Genomic DNA, 19820 nt, shown 5'->3' on the forward strand with positions numbered 1-19820 from the left:
GAAAAACTAAAATTCCAACAATAAGTATATCATAGTTTTTCAATAATAAATACTAAGAAATCATTTATTTTAGCCAACCACCGGTAGCATACAGGGTCTGACCTGTTAAATAACTGGATCTAGGTTCTAATAAGCATAAAACCCAATAGCTGATTTCAGCTGGAAAACTGAATCGGCCTACAGGAATTTCAGCTTCAACGTCAGCTTTTTCATCCGCTGAAAAAATCTGATTCATTTCGGTATCAACCGCTCCCGGAGCTACAACATTAACGGTAATGCCAAGTGAAGCAACCTCTTTGGCATAAGCTCTGGCAAAAGCGCTTAAAGCCCCCTTCACCGTACTATAACCTACTTCCATCGCTGAACCCGCTCCGCCATAAACCGAACCGATAAAAACAACGCGGCCAAATTCAGCTTGAGCAAGTTTATTTTCTAATTTTTGTACAATTTTTAAGGGGGTTAAAACCTGCATTTTAACCATGGTATCCAAATTTTGGGGATCTAAATCGGCAAAAAGGCCATAATAAGTCGTTCCTTGTGCAAAAACAACCGCATTTAGCTTGCCGAAAATAGCGCCGCTCAATTTATCTAACTGGCTATCATCTGTCAAATCATAGGATAAAGTTAAGAAATCCTGCTTCGGATAAGTACTACTTAATTCTGACATTAGTGCGGCAACCCGCTTTTGGTTTTGATGATAATGCAAATAAAGCGACCATCCTTTTTGGGCTAAATCACGCGCAATTTGACTGCCAATATCGCCCGAAGCTCCAAAAATTATTGCCCAATTCATTGCACATCCTCCTTTGGCAAGATTTGATAGACACTCATCGCCTCTGATTTGATAAATGATTTTGCCAAGCCTTTAATATCATCTAAGGTCATTTGTTCATATAAAGGAACCACATCAAAAAGGGTAGCATAATCAAAAAGACTGCCTTCATAGCGATTAGCAATGGTTTCCAAAGAATTCATGGATGCCAAAGTACGTCCGACAAATTCTTTTTTAGCCAATTCAAACGCTTCTTCTTTGCCTTCAAGCAGCTTCAAGGCATTTTCAGCAATTTCGATAATGGCATTGGATAAATCTTGCGGTGAATCAGTATCACCGGAAATCGTGACAAAATGGTGCCCGCGGCCTAAAGAAACATCATAGCCAAAACTATCATCTAAAATACCCTTATTATAAAGCTCCATATATTGTGGTGTGGTTTCATCATATAAAAGATACATCAGCATTTCTAATTTAAGTTTATAAAAAAGTCCTGCCCGTCCTTTTGGCACCTCATCTAAGCCTTTAATCCCCACGATAGTTTCGGGACGCTGCACATCCAGTTCAATCATGCGGTAAGGAATAATATCTTGTCCGTCCAGATCACTTTCAAAAGTGGCTCTCGTTACAGGAATTGCAGGCTCAAATTGCTTCTTAGCTTGATTTTGTCTAATAGTTGACAACATCTCCTCAGGCTCAAAACCTCCAACTACAAACAAGTTCATATTGCTTGGCTGGTAAAAGGTACGATGGCACATATACAAATCTTGTGCTGTAATTTTTTTGATAGATTCCACGCTGCCGGCAATATCCACTGCTAAAGGACTGTTAGGGTATAAATTCCCAACCATACCAAAATAAAGTCTCCAACCAGGATCATCGTCATACATTTTAATTTCTTGACCAATAATCCCCTGTTCTTTAGCCACTGTTTGGTCAGTAAAATACGGTTTCTGTACAAAATCAAGTAAAGTATTCAAGCACTGCTCAATGTTGCGCGTTGTTGAAAAAAGATAGCTGGTACGCGTAAAACTCGTATAAGCATTGGAATTGGCCCCATATTTACCAAATAAATCAAAGGCATCATAATCCTTTTTCTCAAACATCTTATGTTCTAAAAAATGCGCAATGCCATCAGGAACTTTGATTAATTCATCTTGTCCATACGGCATGAACGTATTATCGATTGAGCCGTAATTAACCGTCAACAAGCCATATGTCTTATGAAAATTTTTGCGAGGCAATAAATTAACCCTTAACCCATTATCCAAAACGGTCGTGTATAAAACTTCATGATATCTAGGATAAGTTATCTCTTTCATCTTGTTTTGCCCCCATCAAGAAAATAAACACACTGCAGTTTAGCCAAAGAAGCCACTTCTTGCACCTGCTCTTTAGTAACATTTTTTACTGCATCAATCCAATTCTGTGTTGATACATGTGTTTTTGTTAAAATGTCATTTTGTTCCCGGTTAATTGCCGTCATTTGGCTATCTAACCGGCTTTCAAAATTATTAATCAAAGAGGCTTTAATTTTATCCATCTCATCTAAGGTAAAGTTCCCATGAGCAAGATCAGTTAATTGCTGTTGAATCAAAGCCACAACATGTGCTTTATTTTCAGATTGAATACCTGTTTGGACCATTAAAAAGAAACGGTAAGGGTCAAAAGAAGAACTGGCATAATAAGCCAAGCTCTCTTTTTCTCTGACATTTACAAACAACTTAGAGAGCGGCGAGCCGCCAAATAAGCCATTAAATACTAAAGCAGCATAATGCAGCGGCGCGCGATAAGCAATCGGCAAATAATAAGCCAAGTCAAGCTTGCTTTGGTTTAAATCTTGCTGTTCAACCACTTCAATGCTTTTTTCCTTAGGTTCTTGCAAAATATTTAAACTTAGTTCACAGCCAACCCGCGGTGAAAAATTGAAGTTTCTAACTTGATTTTCAACCTTGTCAAAATCAATATCCCCTGATACCACAATTTGAATGCGGTCATGGGTGAGCATTGTTAAATATGCTTGATATAATTCTTGCGGTGTAATCGTCTCAATAGCAGCTGACGTCCCATAAATAGGTGTTTTTTGTTCTGGAGCATCAAAATAATGCTCTTGCAGCTTCATAGCAGCATAGCTTTGCTTATTGTCTTTGATTGAATTAACATAAGCAACTAGATTTTGCTGCTGCCGTTTAAAAGTATCATTATCAAACGATCCATTTTCAGCTAAAGGATCTAAAATCATTTCTTTTAAAAATTCAAAACCTAAATCAACCAGGTCCACTTTTTCTGTCAAAAACTTATCATCTATGCAATTGAAGATGAAGTTTAACAAATGCAAATTACCATGGCGGCTAACCGTCGTTCCAAAACCAGCTCCGTACATTTCCGATAAGGCTAAAGCTGTCTTGCGCTGTGTATTATATTTGCGTGAACTGGTTTCTAATACATTAGACAGTAAAGTCCGCACGCTGAGCTGTTTTGCATCAGAAAGCTCTGTCATAAACGAAATCATAATGCGGTTGGTCTTGAATTGCTGAGTTGGAATTAAAATTAATTCCACCCCATCTGTTATGCTTTTTTGCAAAAACAGACCCTCCTTTGAAATATTGACATTACTTCCAATTTTATAGTAAATTCAACTAAAAAACAAGGAGTCGCTATTATTCCTGATTTTCAGGGGCGGGTAAATAAACTTTACGTGGTTTAGCTCCTTCCTGCTTACCAACCATCCCCCGCATCTCCAGTTCGTCCACAATACGGGCCGACCTGTTATAGCCAATGCTGAATTTACGCTGTAGCATCGAAATACTGCATTTTTGTTCCTGGGCAATAAAAGCTACAACATCATCAAACAATTCATCAACATCATCATTCTTGTCCGTCTCAGACACTTCTTCATCTGAGACTTCCATAGCGGTATCAAATGAAGCTTTTTGCTGACTAGCCACAAACTGTACTACTTCGGACACATCGTGGTCGGAAATAAAGGCACCTTGAATCCGCGTTGGTTTATTTTGCCCAATCGGCATAAATAACATATCACCACGTCCCAAAAGTTTTTCAGCCCCATTGCCATCTAAAATAGTTCTAGAATCAGTCCCGCTGGAAACCGCAAAGGCCATTCTTGATGGCACATTAGCTTTAATCAACCCAGTGATAACATCAACCGAAGGACGTTGCGTTGCTAAAATCATATGAATTCCGGCAGCCCGGCCCATTTGTGCAATTCTCACAATCTGGTCTTGCACCGAACCGCCCGTCGTCATCATCAAATCAGCTAATTCATCGACAACAACTACGATATATGGCATAAAATCCAGGGCTTCTTTCGTCTTATTTTTCAAAACCAGCTGATTGTACCCCTTGATATTGCGTACATCATACTGGGCAAAAGTTTCATAACGCTGCTCCATACGAGCCACAACTTTTTCCAATGAGCGAGCAGCTTTTTTAGGTTCAGTAATAACCGGAACTAATAAATGAGGTAAATCTTTATAAATCCCTAATTCAACCTTTTTGGGATCAACCATCATTAACTTCACCATTTCCGGACGGCAATTCATCAGTAAACTTGTAATAATCACATTAATAGCCACTGATTTACCTGAACCGGTTGAACCAGCAATTAAAAGGTGCGGCATCTTAGCCAAATCACATGTCGCTAATTCCCCAGCAATATCATGGCCTATAGGAACTTCAAGCACACCACTGGATTTCTTTTGCTGCTTAAATTCCGTCATAATCGTCTTATAAGCCACCGTGGCAACATTTTTATTAGGGACTTCAATCCCGATTAGAGATTTCCCGGGAATAGGTGCTTCAATCCGGATATCCTTAGCTGCTAACGCCAAAGCCAAGTCATCAGCCAAGCTAACGATTTTAGACACTTTCACTCCAATGGCCGGATGTAGTTCATAGCGGGTAACAGCTGGACCTAAAATGATATTTTTAAGTTCAGCTTTCACCCCGAAACTTTCGAGCGTTTGCACCAAAATATCTTTATTTTTTAAAATAGCTTTCTTTTCATCACTTTGATCTGTATCTTGCCCATCTGACAGTAAATCTAGAGGAGGCAATTGATAATTTTCATTAGTTTGATAATCTGGCAAAACTTCTTCAGGAACTGGCGTCTTTTCAACTTTTGCTTGGAATTGTTTTAAATCAGCTACCGGCTCTGGTAAAACTTTATCCTCTTTTGGTAAAACAGTTTTAATATTTTCATCCACGGGCCGAACGGGAAATTCTTGAATGGCATTTTCTTCATTATCTTCTAAATATTCATTTCGAAATTTTTGGACGTGCTTTTTTGCCTTTTTACCCTGCAAAACCACGGCCGGTAAAACTTTTTTAAGTACACGTCCTATAAAAACACTACTTTTAGCTGTTAAAAATAAAATTCGGTCCAGCCCCCAGCCAAAACCATCCAGCAACGTTTGCAGCGGAATTTCAAAAAAGAGACAAAAGCCGCAAAATAACATCATATCTGCCAGCAAATAACTGCCTAGCTGGGATACTAAAAAATAAGTTCCCGTGTATAAAATTGCCCCGACTAAGCCGCCGCCCACGGGTGTCGCAACACTTGAGGAAATTAAATCACTAGCTAAATATTGCCAGGTTATGCCGATAAAATGCGTATGCAAATCTAATTTGAAAAAGAAAACCGCTGATCTCATCGTTAACAAGCCGCACCAAAAAAGGCCAAAACCTAATAAACGCTTAGAACTAAACTTAGGTCCCCGATCTTTTAGCAAAAGGTAAAAACCTAAGCCAAATAAGACCGCAAATAACCCCTTATAAAAGTCACCTACTAATAGTCGGAAAACATTAGCTAATAGATCACCTAAATAACCTAACACAAAAAAGCCCAATATTGCTAGCAGCATGTAGATTACACCAACTGATCGCTGTGATAGGGTTAAATACTTTCGTTGAGCTTTTTTTTGGCGGCGCCTTTTTTGTGCCATTGTTTTTTCCTCCCTTATTAATTAGCTTCATTATACCATATCCCTAACATACGTTCGTTAGCCTAGACTAAAAAAAGCTAAGTTACCTTAGCTTTTTTATTACTTTAATTTGTCATTTTCGTAAATATGCACCCGATCTAACTTTGGAAAATTCTGCTGCCGCAAAGCTTCGTAGATAATGATAGCAGCTGTATTGGACAGGTTCAAAGCACGAATATTGGCGTCGTTTTGCGGAATACGGATGCAATCTTGTTCATATTTACGCATAAACACTTCCGGCAAGCCGGTAGTTTCTTTGCCAAAAAGGAAGTAATGTTCTTTGGTTAAATCAGTATAATCAGCATCACTGTAATCCCGCGGTGCAAATTTAGAAACAATGTAAAGTTCCCCGTTTTCAGGAATTGATGCTAAAAATTCCGGCAAATTTTCATGGTAGGTAATCTTGACCTTGTCCCAATAATCAAGTCCAGCTCTTTTCATATACTTATCATCAGTAGAAAATCCTAATGGTTTAATCAAATGCAGCTCGGTATTCGTACCGGCACAAGTGCGGGCAATATTGCCGGTATTGGCCGGCATCAAAGGTTCAAATAAAACAATATGATTTGACACACTAAAAATCCTTTCTTTTATTTGGATATAAAAAAAGCGTAACCGTTCGGTGTGGGTACGGCGAACGGTTACGTTAGTGAAGCACAATTAGCTAGCAGCTAACCTGATTGGATAACTGCTAACAACCGATTTCTTAATTATTATAATACCATCGCTCAGTCTTTTTTTCAATAGATTTTCGTAATTTTTTATAAAAAATTTATTTTTCAATCATTAATAGCGTCACATCTACCGAAATTGCTGTTAATCCTTGATTTAAAGCGCTTTGTTCGCTTTCAGAATCCGCTCCCCAGTGCATCGGTGTCATCAAATATAATTGCTGAAAAAGCTCTTTTGACAAAGGCATCTGATAGGCTATTTCCCGCATTTTAGCGTGCGGATAGCGCTCTTTAAATCGGCTTAAGACTTTTTGATTACTATACGTATAATGAGGACTATCAGCCGGATAAATCAACCTTCTTAACTCTCCTAGATAGTTTTCGTTAGGAATCACTTTCAACAATTTTCCATGCGGTTTCAAAACGCGTTCAAATTCTTCATAGGCCGAAGGTGAAAAAATATCCATAATAATGTCAAAACTTTGGCCTGCAAAAGGCAAATCGCACAAATCAGCTACACAAAAAAAGGCTTTTGTATCTTGCTGAGTTGCCAAACTAATGGCCCGCTTTGAAATATCAAAACCAATATATGTATCTAAAGCGTTTTGCCGGCTATTTTCAAGCCGATGCAAGGGTGTTCCTTCACCACAGCCAATATCTAAAAGCCTGACGGGGGTAGCCGGCATTTCGGAATTGATCGCTTTTAAAATAGGATCGAACAATCCTTGCTGAATTAAAATCCGCCGTGCGTGCCACATCCGGTCATTATCATATTCGCTGACAACTTTATGCGTTAAAAAATACATTGTCCCCTGTTTAGAGACATCAAGGGCATGCCCTTTGGCACATAAAAGGGTATGATTTTTAACTTGACTAAATGTTCCATGACAAATAGGGCAAGTAAACATATTTAAATGTTCCGTTAAAAAGCGCGTACCAAGATCAATCTTTTTCATGCTTATTTGGCCTCAACTTTAATATATTTGCCTGCTATCAAATTCACTAAGTCATCACGTTTCAACCGTACCGACCGCCCTACTTTACCGGCTGAAACGGAAATCAAATCATACTTTTTAATACGTTCATCAAAGTAAACCGGAAAACCTTTACGGATGTTAATTCCAATCGGAGTATTGGCTCCGTGAATGTAGCCGGTAATATTGATTAAATTTTTATTGTCAGCTAGATGAACTTGTTTTTTCCCTAATTCATGCGCCACTAATTTTAAGTCAATTTCATATTCCAACGGCAAACAGACCACCACGTAATCCTTACTGTCGTTATTAGCCTGCATCACAATCGTTTTTAAAATACTTTCAGACGGTACCCCCAAAGTTTCAGCTTCCAATAAAGCATCTTTGCCTTTGCCCAGCCAATCAAAGGAAACTTCTTCATAAGCAATATGGTGCTGATCTAAAATTCTTTCATCATTCGTCTTTTTTTCTGTTTGTTTCTTTTTTTTTGCCATTTTTAAACCTCATTTCTCTAACAGCTTATTTTAGCATGTGCCTTAAAAAAATTAAACAGTCCGCTACAGACCTTTAAAGTAAAAGCCGAATTTTAAAAGGTATATAAACGTTAATTGTTGACTTTTAACCTAAAATAAAGTATATTAGCCTTGCTGTGTGAATTGCAGCATATTTTAGAATTGCGAGGTAATCTCATGCCAGTTTTTGATTATGAAGATATCCAACTTATCCCTAATAAATGTATCGTTAAGAGTCGTTCGGAAATTGATACCAGTGTTAAATTCGGTCCAATGACTTTTAACATTCCGGTCGTTCCTGCCAATATGCAAACCGTCATCGATGAACCGCTTGCTGTTTGGCTGGCTCAAAATGGCTATTTTTACATTATGCATCGGTTTGAAGAAGACGAACGTTTACCTTTTGTAAAAAGAATGCACGATTTGGGCTTATTTGCTTCAATTTCAGTTGGGGTTAAACAAAAAGAGCATGATTTGATTGATCAATTAGCACAAGCACACCTCGTTCCTGAATATATTACAATTGATATTGCCCATGGCCATGCTGATACGGTAATTGATATGATTCACCACATCAAAAAAGCAATGCCGGGTGTCTTTGTCATTGCCGGTAATGTGGGTACTCCTGAGGGTGTCCGTGAATTAGAAAACGCCGGCGCTGATGCTACTAAAGTCGGCATTGGGCCTGGTAAAGCCTGCATCACTAAACTCAAGACCGGTTTTGGTACCGGCGGTTGGCAATTAGCTGCCGTACGCCAATGTGCTAAAGCTGCCAGCAAACCGATTATCGCTGATGGTGGCATCAGACATAATGGCGATATTGCTAAATCCATCCGTTTTGGGGCTTCAATGGTTATGATTGGCTCTTTATTTGCCGGCCATGAAGAAACACCAGGTGAAATTGTCGAAGAAAATGGCGAAAAATATAAAGTCTATTTTGGCTCTGCTTCACAATATCAAAAAGGCCAATATAAGAATGTCGAAGGCAAAAAATTATTAGTCCCTTACCGTGGTCACATTGCCGACACCTTACGGGAAATGCAAGAAGATCTGCAATCATCTATTTCTTATGCTGGCGGCAAAGAATTAATGTCCTTGCGTAAAGTTGATTATGTTATCGTAAAAAATTCTATTTTTAATGGCGACTACTAAAGTTAAAAAGATTATATACTAAAAAATAAGCATGCTTTTCATTTTGGATGACTGGTATGCTTATTTTTTAGTATATCTAACTTTGAAACAGCTTTTGAGTTCATAATAAAAGCAGGCCAAGTTTAGCTTAGCCTGCTTTTTAGTTATATTTAATTTCTGTGCCCTTTTTAATTTCAGGTAATTGATAAGGATGTACATACACCATATTAGCTTGCGGATTATCAGGTACTGGCGTAAATGAAAAAACAGTATGTCCAATGGTCGTCAAATTATCTTTTACCAGTTCGCCGACATAGTCGACTTGATATGTTTGATCATCAAATTCAACAGTTGATCCTGCCTGAAGCGCATACCCGCTCATATCCGTTTCAAAACGTTGAATGGCTGAAACTTCACGTAAGCGGTCAGTGGCTTCTTCACCAAACAAAATAAACAAAGGCTGTTTATCATCAATTGCTTGCTGACCAATAAAGGTAATTTTACTCTTAAGCATTTTAACCCTCTTTTCTTCGTTGTTTGCTTTTCTTTATTATACCGTAAATAAATGATTCTGCACATTTTAAGTTTCGTAAACTTAGATTTTCTTCCAATGTGGTATAATTTATAGGAACAACTTGAATATAGAAAGGATGTTTTTTGTGAAAGAAGAACTTCTCTTTGGAACATATACAAAAAAAAGCAGTCAAGGTATCTACTACGCTGTTTTAGATACTGATGCCCAACAAATTTCAACACCAAAAGTTGTCGTCAAGGTGCAAAACCCAACCTATATGAAAGTGACAAATAACAAGACGCTTGTCACAGTGGCTAAAAAAGATGCTTTAGGCGGAATTTCCGCATATAATGCTAATAATAAAGAATTCAAATTCATTGATGAAGCTCTCATTAAAGGAGCTAACCCTTGCTATGTCGGTTTTGATGAAAAGCGCCAATTAATTTTTACCGCCAACTATCACAAAGGTCAAATTGATGTTTATAAAATCAATGCTGATCAAACCTTAACTTTAACAGATACCGTTAAAGATGAAGGACATGGTCCTTTGCCTGAGCAAGACAGTGCTCATGTACACTACACTGATTTGACTCCAGATGGCCGCTTAGTTGCCGTTGATTTAGGTTGTGACACTGTTTCAACCTATGATATTTCCGCTGAAGGCAAATTGACTTTAGCTTCTGTATTCAAAACAGAGTCCGGCTTTGGGCCACGCCACCTAGTCTTTGCTCACAACGGTAAATATGCTTACTTGGCTGGCGAACTTTCTAGCAAGCTGTCCGTTTTGCGCTACGATAAAACAACCGGCACTTTTTCTTTAGAACAAACAGTTAAGACCATCCCTACTGCCTGGACGGAACATAACGGTGCAGCTGCCATTCGCATCTCAGCTGATGACAAGTTTATCTATGTTTCTAATCGTGGGCATAATTCACTGGCACAATTCAAAATTAATAAGAGTCATAATGTTGATTTTGTCGGTTTTACGTCCACTTACGGTGATTTTCCGCGTGATTTTGATATTGATCCTTCAGGCAAATTCTTAGTCTGCGTTAACCAAAATACTGATAACGGAACCCTCTATGCCCGCGATGAACAAACTGGCGCTTTAACTTGTCTGCAAAAAGACATTCCGGTTCCTGAAGGCGTTTGCGTCTGCTTTACTGATTTAGATTAACGGAGTAGCTATGATTATTAAAGAGATTTGCTTAGAAAATTATACTTTAGTTCCTAAAGCGCTAGAATTGGGTGCTAAAAGAATTGAATTGTGCGACAACCTTGCTGTAGGCGGAACCACCGTTTCCAACGGAGTTATGGCTCAAACTATCAAATATGCGCACGAAAAAAAAGTTCCCGTCACTATTTTAATTAGACCGCGCGGTGGTAATTTTATCTACGATGATACCGAACTGAAAATCATGGAAAAAGACATTTTTACGGCTCAAGAATTAGGAGCTGATTGTGTCGCTTTTGGTGCTTTAACCAAAGATAACACCCTAGATTTTGATGCCATGGAAAATTTAGCCGCAGCTAGTGGTGGGATGCAGTTGGAAATCAACATGGCCTTTGATGCTTTAACTTTAGACGCTCAAAAAGAAGCTATTGATTGGGCTGTGTCGCAAGGATTCGATCGCATTTTAACCCATGGCGGGCCATTTGAGCAACCGCTTGATACCTGCTTAGACAACCTCAAAGAAACGATTGCTTATGCTAAGCAGCGAATTGCTATCCTGCCTGGCGGCGGAATTACTTTTGCTAATTTTCAAGAGATTGCTGAAACTTTGCAAGTTAAAGAAGTTCATGGCACTCGCTTACTTCAATTTTAAAAAAAGCGTTGGTTTTAGTAACCAACGCTTTTTTATTGTCCCATAAAAAATTTCATAAAGACTTTAGCAATATTAAAATAAATCAAAACCGACGTTAAATCGCTTAAAGTTGAAATAAACGGACCTGAAGCCACTGCCGGATCCACTCCGATTTTATCCATTAAGTTAGGGATAAAAGTTCCCGCTAAATTAGCCACCGTAATCGCACACATCATGGCCATGCCAATAACAAAGCCTAGTACAAAATTTTGCTTCCAAATGCCAACAATGATGCAGATGGTCAAGCCTGTGACTAAACCTATCATCAGTCCTGTTAAAAGTTCGGTCAAAAATTGTTTATACCAAGAAGGCTGATCTTCTTCTTTTTCAGCTAACCGCCTCACAGCCACCGCTAAACTTTGCGTACCGGCATTCCCAGCTGTCCCTGTGATAGACGAAATAAAAATTGCTAAAATACTGGCTTGCCCAATCATACTTTCATAGTGTGAAATCAAAGTAGTCGTCGACATCCCAAGCAGCAGCAAAATTATCAGCCATGGTAAACGGTTAAGAGCTGCTTTAGCAGGATTATTGTCAGTTTCTTTATCGGTATCAACCCCGGCTAAACCTGAATAATCTTCGGCTGACTCTTCATCAATAACATCGATGATATCATCAACCGTGATAATCCCTATCAATTTATTATCATAATCAGTAACGGGAATCGCAACAAAGTTGTAATCACGAATCGTTTGCGCAACTTCAGCTTGATCATCAGAGACTTGAACTGATAGGACCGGAGTAGTCATAATGTCTTCAATCATCACATCATCATCATGCATTAATAAATCACGCAATGTTACTACCCCAATCAATTTTTCATTGGAGCCGATCACATAGACATAATAAATCGTCTCGGCATCTTCTGCCTCGCGTTTAATAACATGCATCGCTGATCTGACCGTTTGATTGCCGACAATTTCAACAAATTCCGTCGACATAATCGCACCGGCTGTCTTATCCTCATAATGTAGCATCTCTCTGATTTCAGCTGCTTTTTCCGTAGGAATCAAGCGCAAATATTTGGCGAGATCTTTTTTAGGTGCATAAGCCAAAATATCAACGGCATTATCAGTATACATCTGATCAATTACATTTGCTGCATACTGGGTTGGCATTTCTTTAAAATAAGTTACAACATCTTCAGGCTCTTCTTCAATCGCATCAAACATATCGCCGACTTCTTCAGCTGTCAAATAGCGGTAAAGCCTCGCCCTTTGCTTTTCATTAAGGTCAACAAAAATTTGGGCCTGCTCATAAACGTGCAAATCTAAATATTCTTCTCTGAATTTACGCGCATTTTGGCTATTCAATAATTGAATAATCGTTGAACTTTTATCATGGGCTGTTTCAAAAGTATTTGCCATGACCATCCACTCTTTCTAATTTTTATCTAGATAACCTTTAAAATCACGCGGAGGATCACAGTGAATACAAAGCTGCTTTTTTAAAAAAGGATGATAAAACGCAAGATACGTACAGTGCAAAGCCTGCCTTTCCAGCGGCAAAGCAATTTTCCCGCCATAAAGCGTATCTGCCACTAGCGGATGTCCGATAGCTTTCGAATGGACCCTAATCTGGTGGGTACGACCCGAGTGCAGGCGAACCCGATATAAAGAAGCCTGCTTTAATTGCGCCTGTAAAAAATATTCGGTCAATGACATTTTTCCGTCATCTGTAACCGTCCTTTTAATCAAGCTGCCGCTTTCTCTACCAATCGGCAAATTAACCATAAAATGCTTAGTGGTAAGCTTGCCTGATAAGATAGCTAAATACTCTTTTTTGATGGTATGTGCATGAACCTGCTGATCAATTAAAGCATGCGCATAGCGATGCTTAGCCACCAGCACTATCCCCGTCGTATCACGATCAAGGCGGGTAATAATATGCACCACCGTGTCGGTAATACCGCGCAGCTGATAATATCCGATGATTCGATTAACCAAAGAATCATACCGATGCTTACGATCCGGTGAAGGAATCGCAGCTAAATGAGCTGGTTTATTGACAATTAAAAAGTCACGATCTTCATATAAAATATCCAAAGGCACATATGAAGGCACCACTGGATCTTTACGTGCTTTTTCCGGTGGCATCACCAGTGTTATATGTGCTCCTGGATTAATCATATCTAATTTACGCCCGGATTTTCCATCAACATCAATAGCGCCGCCTTCATGTCTAATTTTGGCCAATAATCCGCGTGATATTCCCTGTGATTTTAAAAAGGTTTTTAAATGACATGGAGTTTGACCTCCATATTTTAAATCAATCTTCATTCTCTATTCCTATAAAGGCTTCTTGTACTCGAAGCCAAAAATGATTATGCCGATACTTGGCAAAATGAATTCTTTTTTTGGAAATTTTATAATAGATTTCCGTAATCGTCCGTCCTTGATAGGTCTCAGAATCAACCGTCAAAATAAAGTTACTGCCATGCGGTTTAAAAGTAATCCAATCATTTGGCGCAATAATCATGGGTGAACTTAATGTTCTAAAAACACGATTATTAATCGAACTTATTTCGGCAATTTGCAAAACTTCAAGGTCGGGGTGTACAACCGCACCACCTAAAGATTTATTATAAGCGGTCGATCCAGTTGGTGTTGAAACGCATAGGCCATCGCCACGAAAACGTTCAAAAAATTCACCACCGAGATAAACATCTGTCACCATTGTTGAACTGATACGCTTGAGCGTCGATTCATTTAAAGAAAGATAATGAACCTTGCTTGGACTATCAGCATATTTAACTCCTACATCAAGCAAAGGATAACTGACTGATTGACCATTATCCGATTCGAGACTAATGACTAAATCATCAATTTCATCATCGCGCCAATCAGTATAAAAGCCCAAATGTCCCGTATGTACACCTACAAAACGGATAGTATCTAGTTGTGCTTGATAATGATGAAATGCGGACAGCAAAGTTCCATCTCCGCCAATTGAAATCACGACTTCCGGATGTAAATCATCTAACGCGAAATGTCTTTCCTTAAGTCTGGTCAGCAACTTTTTCTTTACATTTTGTGATTTTTTACCGTCGTTGGCATAAATGGCAACCCTCATTGTTATTTCCTCTCATCCAAAGTATCAGTATTATCGGCTTTTGTACTAGGCGGTTTGCCCTTTTCAGCCACTAAACGATTGCTAAACATCTCTTGAGCTTCACGAATCTCTTCTTGAATACTCGACATTTCATTATCCAGCATAAAAGCAGCTTCAGCACTGCGTTTTAATCGTTCTTTCAACTCTTTGGGAAACATCCCACGGTATTTATACCCCAAAGAATGCTCAATTGTCGCCCAAAAATTCATAGCTAAAGTCCGGACTTGAATTTCAACTTTGATATCCCGTGAACCATCTAAAAGCTGCATCGGATATAACACCACAATATGATATGATCGATAGCCACTGGCTTTTTTATTGGCAATATAATCACGTTCTTCAATAACATGCATATCATTGCGCTTGCGAATTAGAGCTACCACTTCATAAATATCTTCAACAAATTGGCACATTATCCGAATGCCGGCAATATCTTCCATATCATCAGCTAAACGTTCATCTCTAATTTGGCGACGAATCATTTTTTCTTTGATGCTGGCTACCGGTTTTACACGTCCAGTAACAAATTCAATGGGGCAGTGTCCATCTTTAGCAAATTGGTCTCTTAACGATCTGAATTTGAGTTTCAGTTCTCTAACTGCTTCAACATATGGCAATAAAAAACTATCCCAATCTCGCTCCATCTAAACACCGCCTTTCTTTTATCTACTTTCAAGTTTAACACAAGTTACATCTAAATTGTATGCTACCAGCTCGATATTCAACGCAATTTATTTTTTAATTTCAGTCAAAATAATTGCAAATTTTTCTTTTTTTGCTAAAGTATAGTTTAGAAACTAAAAAGAAAAGTGAGGGAAAGGTTTTGCTTGAGTTGTATTTATTCGTCAATCCCCTGGGAGCAACCTGCTATCAAGCTGAACAAAATATCCTAAGACTTGCTGAAATGTCCAAAAAACGCATCAAATTTAAATTTGTGCCGCTTTTGAATATGGAGTCTACTACAGCTATCATGTCAGCAAACAACTTGAATATTTGCAATTTGCAAAAGCGCAACGAAATTACGCAGCTTTTGTATCGCGCTGTCTTAGATTACAAAGCAGCGATGTTCCAAGGAACCAAGCGCGGCAAGTGTTTCCTTCTGCATATTCAAAAGCAAATTCATGATTACCAGCGCGACTATGATGAAGCTTTAGTCATTGAAGCTGCCAAAGCCAGCAAGCTTGATTTAGAGATGTTTTTAGGGGATCGTCATTCAGATTTAGCAGTAAAATGCTTTAAAAAAGATCAAGAATTAGCTGCTAAATTAAACGTTCATTCTAATCCAACTATGATTATTTACAATCTTGATGGTTATGATTGCGGATTTGCCGTTAAGGACTGCCAATCTTTTGCTTTGTTGGAAGATTTACTTTTAGGTGATAGAGACGAGTTTATTTGTCCTGATTTTCACCGCGCGACTTCATCCAGAAAAATTTGTGCTAAACTTTACCCTTTGTTTAATAAACAAGAAAAATGAGGCTGTGTCGATAGACACAGCCTCATTTTATTTATAATCCTTCTTTAACTAAAGCTTCAAATTCATTCAACCGCTGTTCAAAAACAGCAAAAGCTTCTTCCAAATATTGTTCGCTGGTCATATCAACACCAGCTTTTTTCATAATATCAATTGGATATGCACTCGAACCCGATTTAAGGTAGGTCAGATACTTTTCAGTATCTTTTGGATCGTCATTTAAGATTTGCTTAGCCAACGCTGTCGCAGCCGCAAAGCCTGTCGCATATTGATAAACATAAAAATCATAGTAAAAATGCGGAATCCGAGCCCATTCTAGGGAAATTTCTTCATCATTGTAAATATCAGGACCATAGTAAGCCTTGTTTAAAGCACCATAATAATCGCTTAAGACATCTGCCGTTAAAGCTTGTCCTTTAGCATCCTGTTCATGCGTCCAATTTTCAAATTCAGCAAATTGGGTTTGTCTAAAGACAGTTCCTTTGAAGCCATCCAAATAATGGTTCAACACATAAGCCTTGATTTTCTTATCATCAAAATGATCCAGCAAATACTGTGTTAACAGATTTTCATTGGTGGTTGAAGCAATTTCAGCTACAAAAATGGAATAATCCCCATATTGATAAGGTTGATTATGTCTCGTGTAGTAACTGTGGATGGTATGTCCCATTTCATGCACCAAAGTAAAGAGGTTATCTAAGGTATCCTGCCAGTTCAATAAAATGTAAGGTGCTGTATCATAAGCCCCGCCTGAATAAGCTCCACCGCGCTTGCCTTGGTTAGCTACCACATCAATCCAACGATTATCAAAAGCTTCCTTAACATGTGAAACATAATCGTCACCCAAAACATGCAAGGCTTTTAATGCTTCATCCTTAGCTTCTTCATAGGTATATTTAATCGGTGCTTCACCTGTAATAGGCGTATATAAATCATACATGTGCACTTCATCAAGTTGCAAAATCTCTTTGCGTAATTTGACGTAACGATGCAGCAGCGGCAAATGCTTTTTAGTAACTTTGATTAAAGTATCATACACAGACACAGGAATATGGTTATCTGCCAAAGCCTTTTGCTTGGCCGAATCATAATGTCTGACCCTTGCCACAAAGTTTTCCATCCGATTTTGCGCAGCTAAAGTGCTGGCAAACGTATGTCTAAACTGACGGTAAACTTCGTATAATTTTTGAAAAGCTTCTTTTCGGACACGCCGGTCAGTTGATTCTAGCAAAGTCCCGTAAATTCCGTCTGATAGTTCAACATCTTCACCTTTTTCATCTTTCATAACAGAAAACTTCAAGTCGGCATCATTTAAAACTTCAAAAGTATTTTCAGCCGTAGCAAAAACATCACTAGCCCCTGCCAATAAAGCTTCTTCCTTATCAGATAAAACATGATCTTTTTCTTCTAGCCAAGCATCAATTAAATGCTTATAAGCCTTAAGTTGAGCATTTTGTGCAAAATAATTTTGCAATTGTTCATTAGGGATTTTTAATAGTTCAGGTGAAAACCAGGCTGTTGCTTCTGATACTTGTGCCGCTAATTTTTGAACAGCAGCATTTTTAGCTTGGTTATCCGCATTAGCTGTATCCTGGTCATTTTTCATACTAGCATAAACATATACCGTCTCAATTTGGCGTTCAATTGCCAGCATTGCTTCCAAAGCTTTTAATAAAGATTCATCGCCTTTAGCTAAAGTACCTTTGTATTGTGAAAAGGACTTTGCTTTAGCGGCTACATCATCAAAAGCTTTTTGAAATGCTGCTTCATCCTTAAAAATTTTTTCCAAATCCCAAGTAAGTTCTACTGGGACTTCATCACGTTTAGGTAATTGCTTAACTTCTGCCATTTAATTCACCACCGGTTTAATAACCGCCCTTTCTTTGTTCACTTAGATTTTACTAAGTTTTAAATTAAAAATCAACCCATAAAAAAGACTTTTGTTTTAATTTTTTAGTTATCAACGGCATAAAATAGCATTGTTTACACAGAATTTGCTTCTTGAACTGTGGCTTAAGATAAATCAAAGCTCTAATAAAGCATAAAGGAGTACGGTAAATTGGCGCCGAAAGAGCTTCATCTAAGCAACTGGTTAATAATTGAAAGCAGTCGATTTTTTGCAGATAACACTCTGTTTGTATTTGATGCACTAATCCTTTTGATCTAACCAATTTCTGCCTTAGTTTTAAAATTTGATAACTGCGCTGCTGTTGATTTAAAGTCAGTTTGTTGGGCTTTGCTTTGCAAAAAAAAGCTCTGAGTTCTTGTAAATTATTAAAATAAGCCCGTTGATAGTACACTGGTAAAAAAGAAGCTGTTTGGATATTATAATCAAGCTCTAGGCGGCCTAATTTCACATCTAAAAAAAGCAGGTAAAATCCCACAGCCGGGTGCCAGTTGATGAATTTTGCCACGGATGCCGTTAAATATTTGTGTAAACGGTACTTCATGCCCAATATCCAGCAGACCTTCAAGCCCTTTTGCCAATAGCCTTTTGTTCTTTGCCAATATCTTTTTTCCCCAATAGGCGAGCATTGATATTCTAGTGCCAACATGTTTTTTGTCCTTTTAATCAATAAATCTGGTCTTTGCTTGAGGTCTGTCAAATAAGCTTCTATTTGCGGTTGATATCCTAAATCTTTCAGCCATTGTGCCAATAATTTTTTTCCTTGCAGATGTATAGCAGTCTCAGCTTCAGAAAACATGTCGCACGCCTGCCGGTAATGAGCAAAATGCGGGTTTTTAATCCGACCTTTTTTAACATATACTGCTTTTTTGCATCCGGAGCAAAAATAAGTTTGCTTTGCCACAGCATCTTTTGCTCCAATCAAGTGTCCTTTATCATCCAAAGCATAAAGCATTTAGCCACCCCTAGATATAAAGACGCTAAAAAAACAGTTATTATGCAATAAAAATAAGCACCAGCCTAACTGGTGCTTATTTTTAAAATTGATGTTGTGCTAATTCAATGGCATTGCCATCCATAATTAATTTTCCCCGTTCACGAACTAAATCAACCGAAAATTCAACCTTATTACCATATTCATAAGCCAAAGCCAAAGCATCCTTCATATTTTCAGCGGTCATTTCTTCATTGCTAAGCGCAAGTTCCAAGAAATATTGTCCGTTATGGGCATACAAATCAGCGCTGGATTCATCAGCATAAGGGAAAGCTTTCGCAAAGTCAACAAAGTCATCAAAAGTAGTAAAATTAACTAAGTAACGCTTATAAAGTTCGCCTTGGAAATTGAAATAATCGTCATTTTCTCCACTACCAACGCCTTTATTGCTGCTTTGACGGCTTAGTTTTTCTTCATCCAAATGATTTCGCAAATAATTAGCTAATTCTTCTGTCAATGAATTATGTGCTTCATTGTTAGTATTATTATCAGCTTCTTCCAACTTTGCTGTTTCTTCATCAGTCTCCGTTGTTTTTTCTGCGCTAGGATTACTCTTGGTAATCAGTAATTCTAACCCCGTACGGTTAGGCATTAATTGAAAAGTTACCGCTTCATTGTTGCGGAATTCATGATTTTCATCAACTTCGTCTAAAATGCTAAAGAAAAAGCTCTCAATTTCGCTTTGATTACCCAGCAAGTCAAGAACGGTAATCCCACGTTCGGTCAAATCTTCATTTTCAAGTAACACTCTAATTGTATTATCGTTGATTTTTTCCATTTCCATAGGGATTTCCTCCGTTTCCATAATCTATTTAACTTATGCAAACAATATCATAACAAAAAATAAAACAAAAGGCTACCAATAAGGCAGCCCAAATTGAATTTTTCAGTTT

General features: G+C 38.2%; 19 protein-coding genes. 4 read left to right on the forward strand and 15 right to left on the reverse strand.

Features of this window, described 5'->3' with window-relative positions; translation table 11 throughout:
• Positions 1-64: 64 nt before the first annotated feature.
• From ymfI to BMX26_RS02060, 7 genes are all read right to left on the reverse strand, one after another.
• Positions 65-793, reverse strand: coding sequence for an elongation factor P 5-aminopentanone reductase (gene ymfI, locus BMX26_RS02030; protein ID WP_075529805.1), 729 nt, complete (start codon positions 791-793; stop codon positions 65-67).
• A complete protein-coding gene (yfmH, locus tag BMX26_RS02035) occupies positions 790-2094 on the reverse strand; it encodes an EF-P 5-aminopentanol modification-associated protein YfmH (RefSeq protein ID WP_075529806.1) in 1305 nt (434 codons plus the stop codon). Before yfmH ends, ymfI begins: the two co-directional genes overlap by 4 nt.
• Positions 2091-3356 (reverse strand): EF-P 5-aminopentanol modification-associated protein YfmF, encoded by a 1266-nt coding sequence (gene yfmF, locus BMX26_RS02040; RefSeq protein ID WP_075529807.1) that lies wholly within the window; start codon positions 3354-3356, stop codon positions 2091-2093. Before yfmF ends, yfmH begins: the two co-directional genes overlap by 4 nt.
• A gap of 76 nt (positions 3357-3432) precedes the next feature.
• Positions 3433-5736 (reverse strand): DNA translocase FtsK, encoded by a 2304-nt coding sequence (locus BMX26_RS02045; protein WP_075529808.1) that lies wholly within the window; start codon positions 5734-5736, stop codon positions 3433-3435.
• 99 nt (positions 5737-5835) lie between these two features.
• Positions 5836-6348, reverse strand: a complete 513-nt coding sequence (gene trmL, locus BMX26_RS02050) for a tRNA (uridine(34)/cytosine(34)/5-carboxymethylaminomethyluridine(34)-2'-O)-methyltransferase TrmL (protein WP_075529809.1) — start codon at positions 6346-6348, stop codon at positions 5836-5838.
• A 199-nt stretch (positions 6349-6547) separates the two neighbouring features.
• Positions 6548-7402, reverse strand: coding sequence for a methyltransferase domain-containing protein (locus BMX26_RS02055; RefSeq protein ID WP_075529810.1), 855 nt, complete (start codon positions 7400-7402; stop codon positions 6548-6550).
• 2 nt (positions 7403-7404) lie between these two features.
• Positions 7405-7914: an aminoacyl-tRNA deacylase gene (locus BMX26_RS02060; RefSeq protein WP_075529811.1), complete on the reverse strand. Its 510-nt coding sequence runs from the start codon at positions 7912-7914 to the stop codon at positions 7405-7407.
• 195 nt (positions 7915-8109) lie between these two features.
• Between BMX26_RS02060 and BMX26_RS02065 the strand changes: the two genes are divergently transcribed.
• Positions 8110-9084 (forward strand): GMP reductase, encoded by a 975-nt coding sequence (locus BMX26_RS02065; protein ID WP_075529812.1) that lies wholly within the window; start codon positions 8110-8112, stop codon positions 9082-9084.
• A 139-nt stretch (positions 9085-9223) separates the two neighbouring features.
• Here BMX26_RS02065 and BMX26_RS02070 read toward each other — a convergent pair whose 3' ends face one another.
• Complete coding sequence (locus BMX26_RS02070) at positions 9224-9577, reverse strand: PTS glucitol/sorbitol transporter subunit IIA (protein WP_075529813.1); 354 nt, start codon at positions 9575-9577, stop codon at positions 9224-9226.
• Positions 9578-9722: 145 nt separating this feature from the next.
• Here BMX26_RS02070 and BMX26_RS02075 point away from each other — a divergent pair, with 145 nt between their 5' ends.
• Both BMX26_RS02075 and BMX26_RS02080 read left to right on the forward strand, forming a co-directional pair.
• Positions 9723-10754: a lactonase family protein gene (locus BMX26_RS02075; RefSeq protein WP_075529814.1), complete on the forward strand. Its 1032-nt coding sequence runs from the start codon at positions 9723-9725 to the stop codon at positions 10752-10754.
• Between the two features lie 10 nt (positions 10755-10764).
• Positions 10765-11403, forward strand: a complete 639-nt coding sequence (locus BMX26_RS02080; protein WP_075529815.1) for a copper homeostasis protein CutC — start codon at positions 10765-10767, stop codon at positions 11401-11403.
• Between the two features lie 32 nt (positions 11404-11435).
• On the opposite strand, the gene mgtE is transcribed toward BMX26_RS02080, so the two are convergent.
• Genes mgtE through BMX26_RS02100 form a run of 4 tightly spaced genes read right to left on the reverse strand, consistent with a single transcriptional unit; the run spans position 11436 to position 15197 of the window.
• The gene (mgtE, locus tag BMX26_RS02085; protein WP_075529816.1) at positions 11436-12809 is read right to left on the reverse strand and encodes a magnesium transporter; all 1374 of its coding nucleotides are present in this window, start codon (positions 12807-12809) and stop codon (positions 11436-11438) included.
• A gap of 15 nt (positions 12810-12824) precedes the next feature.
• Positions 12825-13721 carry an RluA family pseudouridine synthase gene (locus BMX26_RS02090; RefSeq protein WP_075529817.1) on the reverse strand — a complete coding sequence of 299 codons (897 nt, stop codon included), beginning with the start codon at positions 13719-13721 and terminating at the stop codon, positions 12825-12827.
• Positions 13711-14514 carry an NAD kinase gene (locus tag BMX26_RS02095; RefSeq protein WP_075529818.1) on the reverse strand — a complete coding sequence of 268 codons (804 nt, stop codon included), beginning with the start codon at positions 14512-14514 and terminating at the stop codon, positions 13711-13713. The genes BMX26_RS02090 and BMX26_RS02095 overlap by 11 nt, the downstream gene beginning before the upstream one ends.
• A 2-nt stretch (positions 14515-14516) precedes the next feature.
• Entirely contained in the window at positions 14517-15197 is a 681-nt protein-coding gene (locus tag BMX26_RS02100; protein ID WP_075529819.1) for a GTP pyrophosphokinase, read from the reverse strand.
• 179 nt (positions 15198-15376) lie between these two features.
• Between BMX26_RS02100 and BMX26_RS02105 the strand changes: the two genes are divergently transcribed.
• Positions 15377-16030, forward strand: a complete 654-nt coding sequence (locus tag BMX26_RS02105) for a DsbA family protein (RefSeq protein WP_075529820.1) — start codon at positions 15377-15379, stop codon at positions 16028-16030.
• A gap of 31 nt (positions 16031-16061) precedes the next feature.
• On the opposite strand, the gene pepF is transcribed toward BMX26_RS02105, so the two are convergent.
• From pepF to BMX26_RS02120, 3 genes are all read right to left on the reverse strand, one after another.
• Positions 16062-17876 carry an oligoendopeptidase F gene (gene pepF / locus BMX26_RS02110; protein ID WP_075529821.1) on the reverse strand — a complete coding sequence of 605 codons (1815 nt, stop codon included), beginning with the start codon at positions 17874-17876 and terminating at the stop codon, positions 16062-16064.
• Between the two features lie 64 nt (positions 17877-17940).
• Positions 17941-18888, reverse strand: a complete 948-nt coding sequence (locus BMX26_RS02115) for a competence protein CoiA (RefSeq protein ID WP_082272441.1) — start codon at positions 18886-18888, stop codon at positions 17941-17943.
• 82 nt (positions 18889-18970) lie between these two features.
• Positions 18971-19711, reverse strand: a complete 741-nt coding sequence (locus BMX26_RS02120; RefSeq protein ID WP_075529822.1) for an adaptor protein MecA — start codon at positions 19709-19711, stop codon at positions 18971-18973.
• Positions 19712-19820: the final 109 nt, after the last annotated feature.

The sequence above is a fragment of the Ligilactobacillus sp. WC1T17 genome (assembly GCA_900110005.1).
Classification (GTDB): domain Bacteria; phylum Bacillota; class Bacilli; order Lactobacillales; family Lactobacillaceae; genus Ligilactobacillus; species Ligilactobacillus ruminis_A.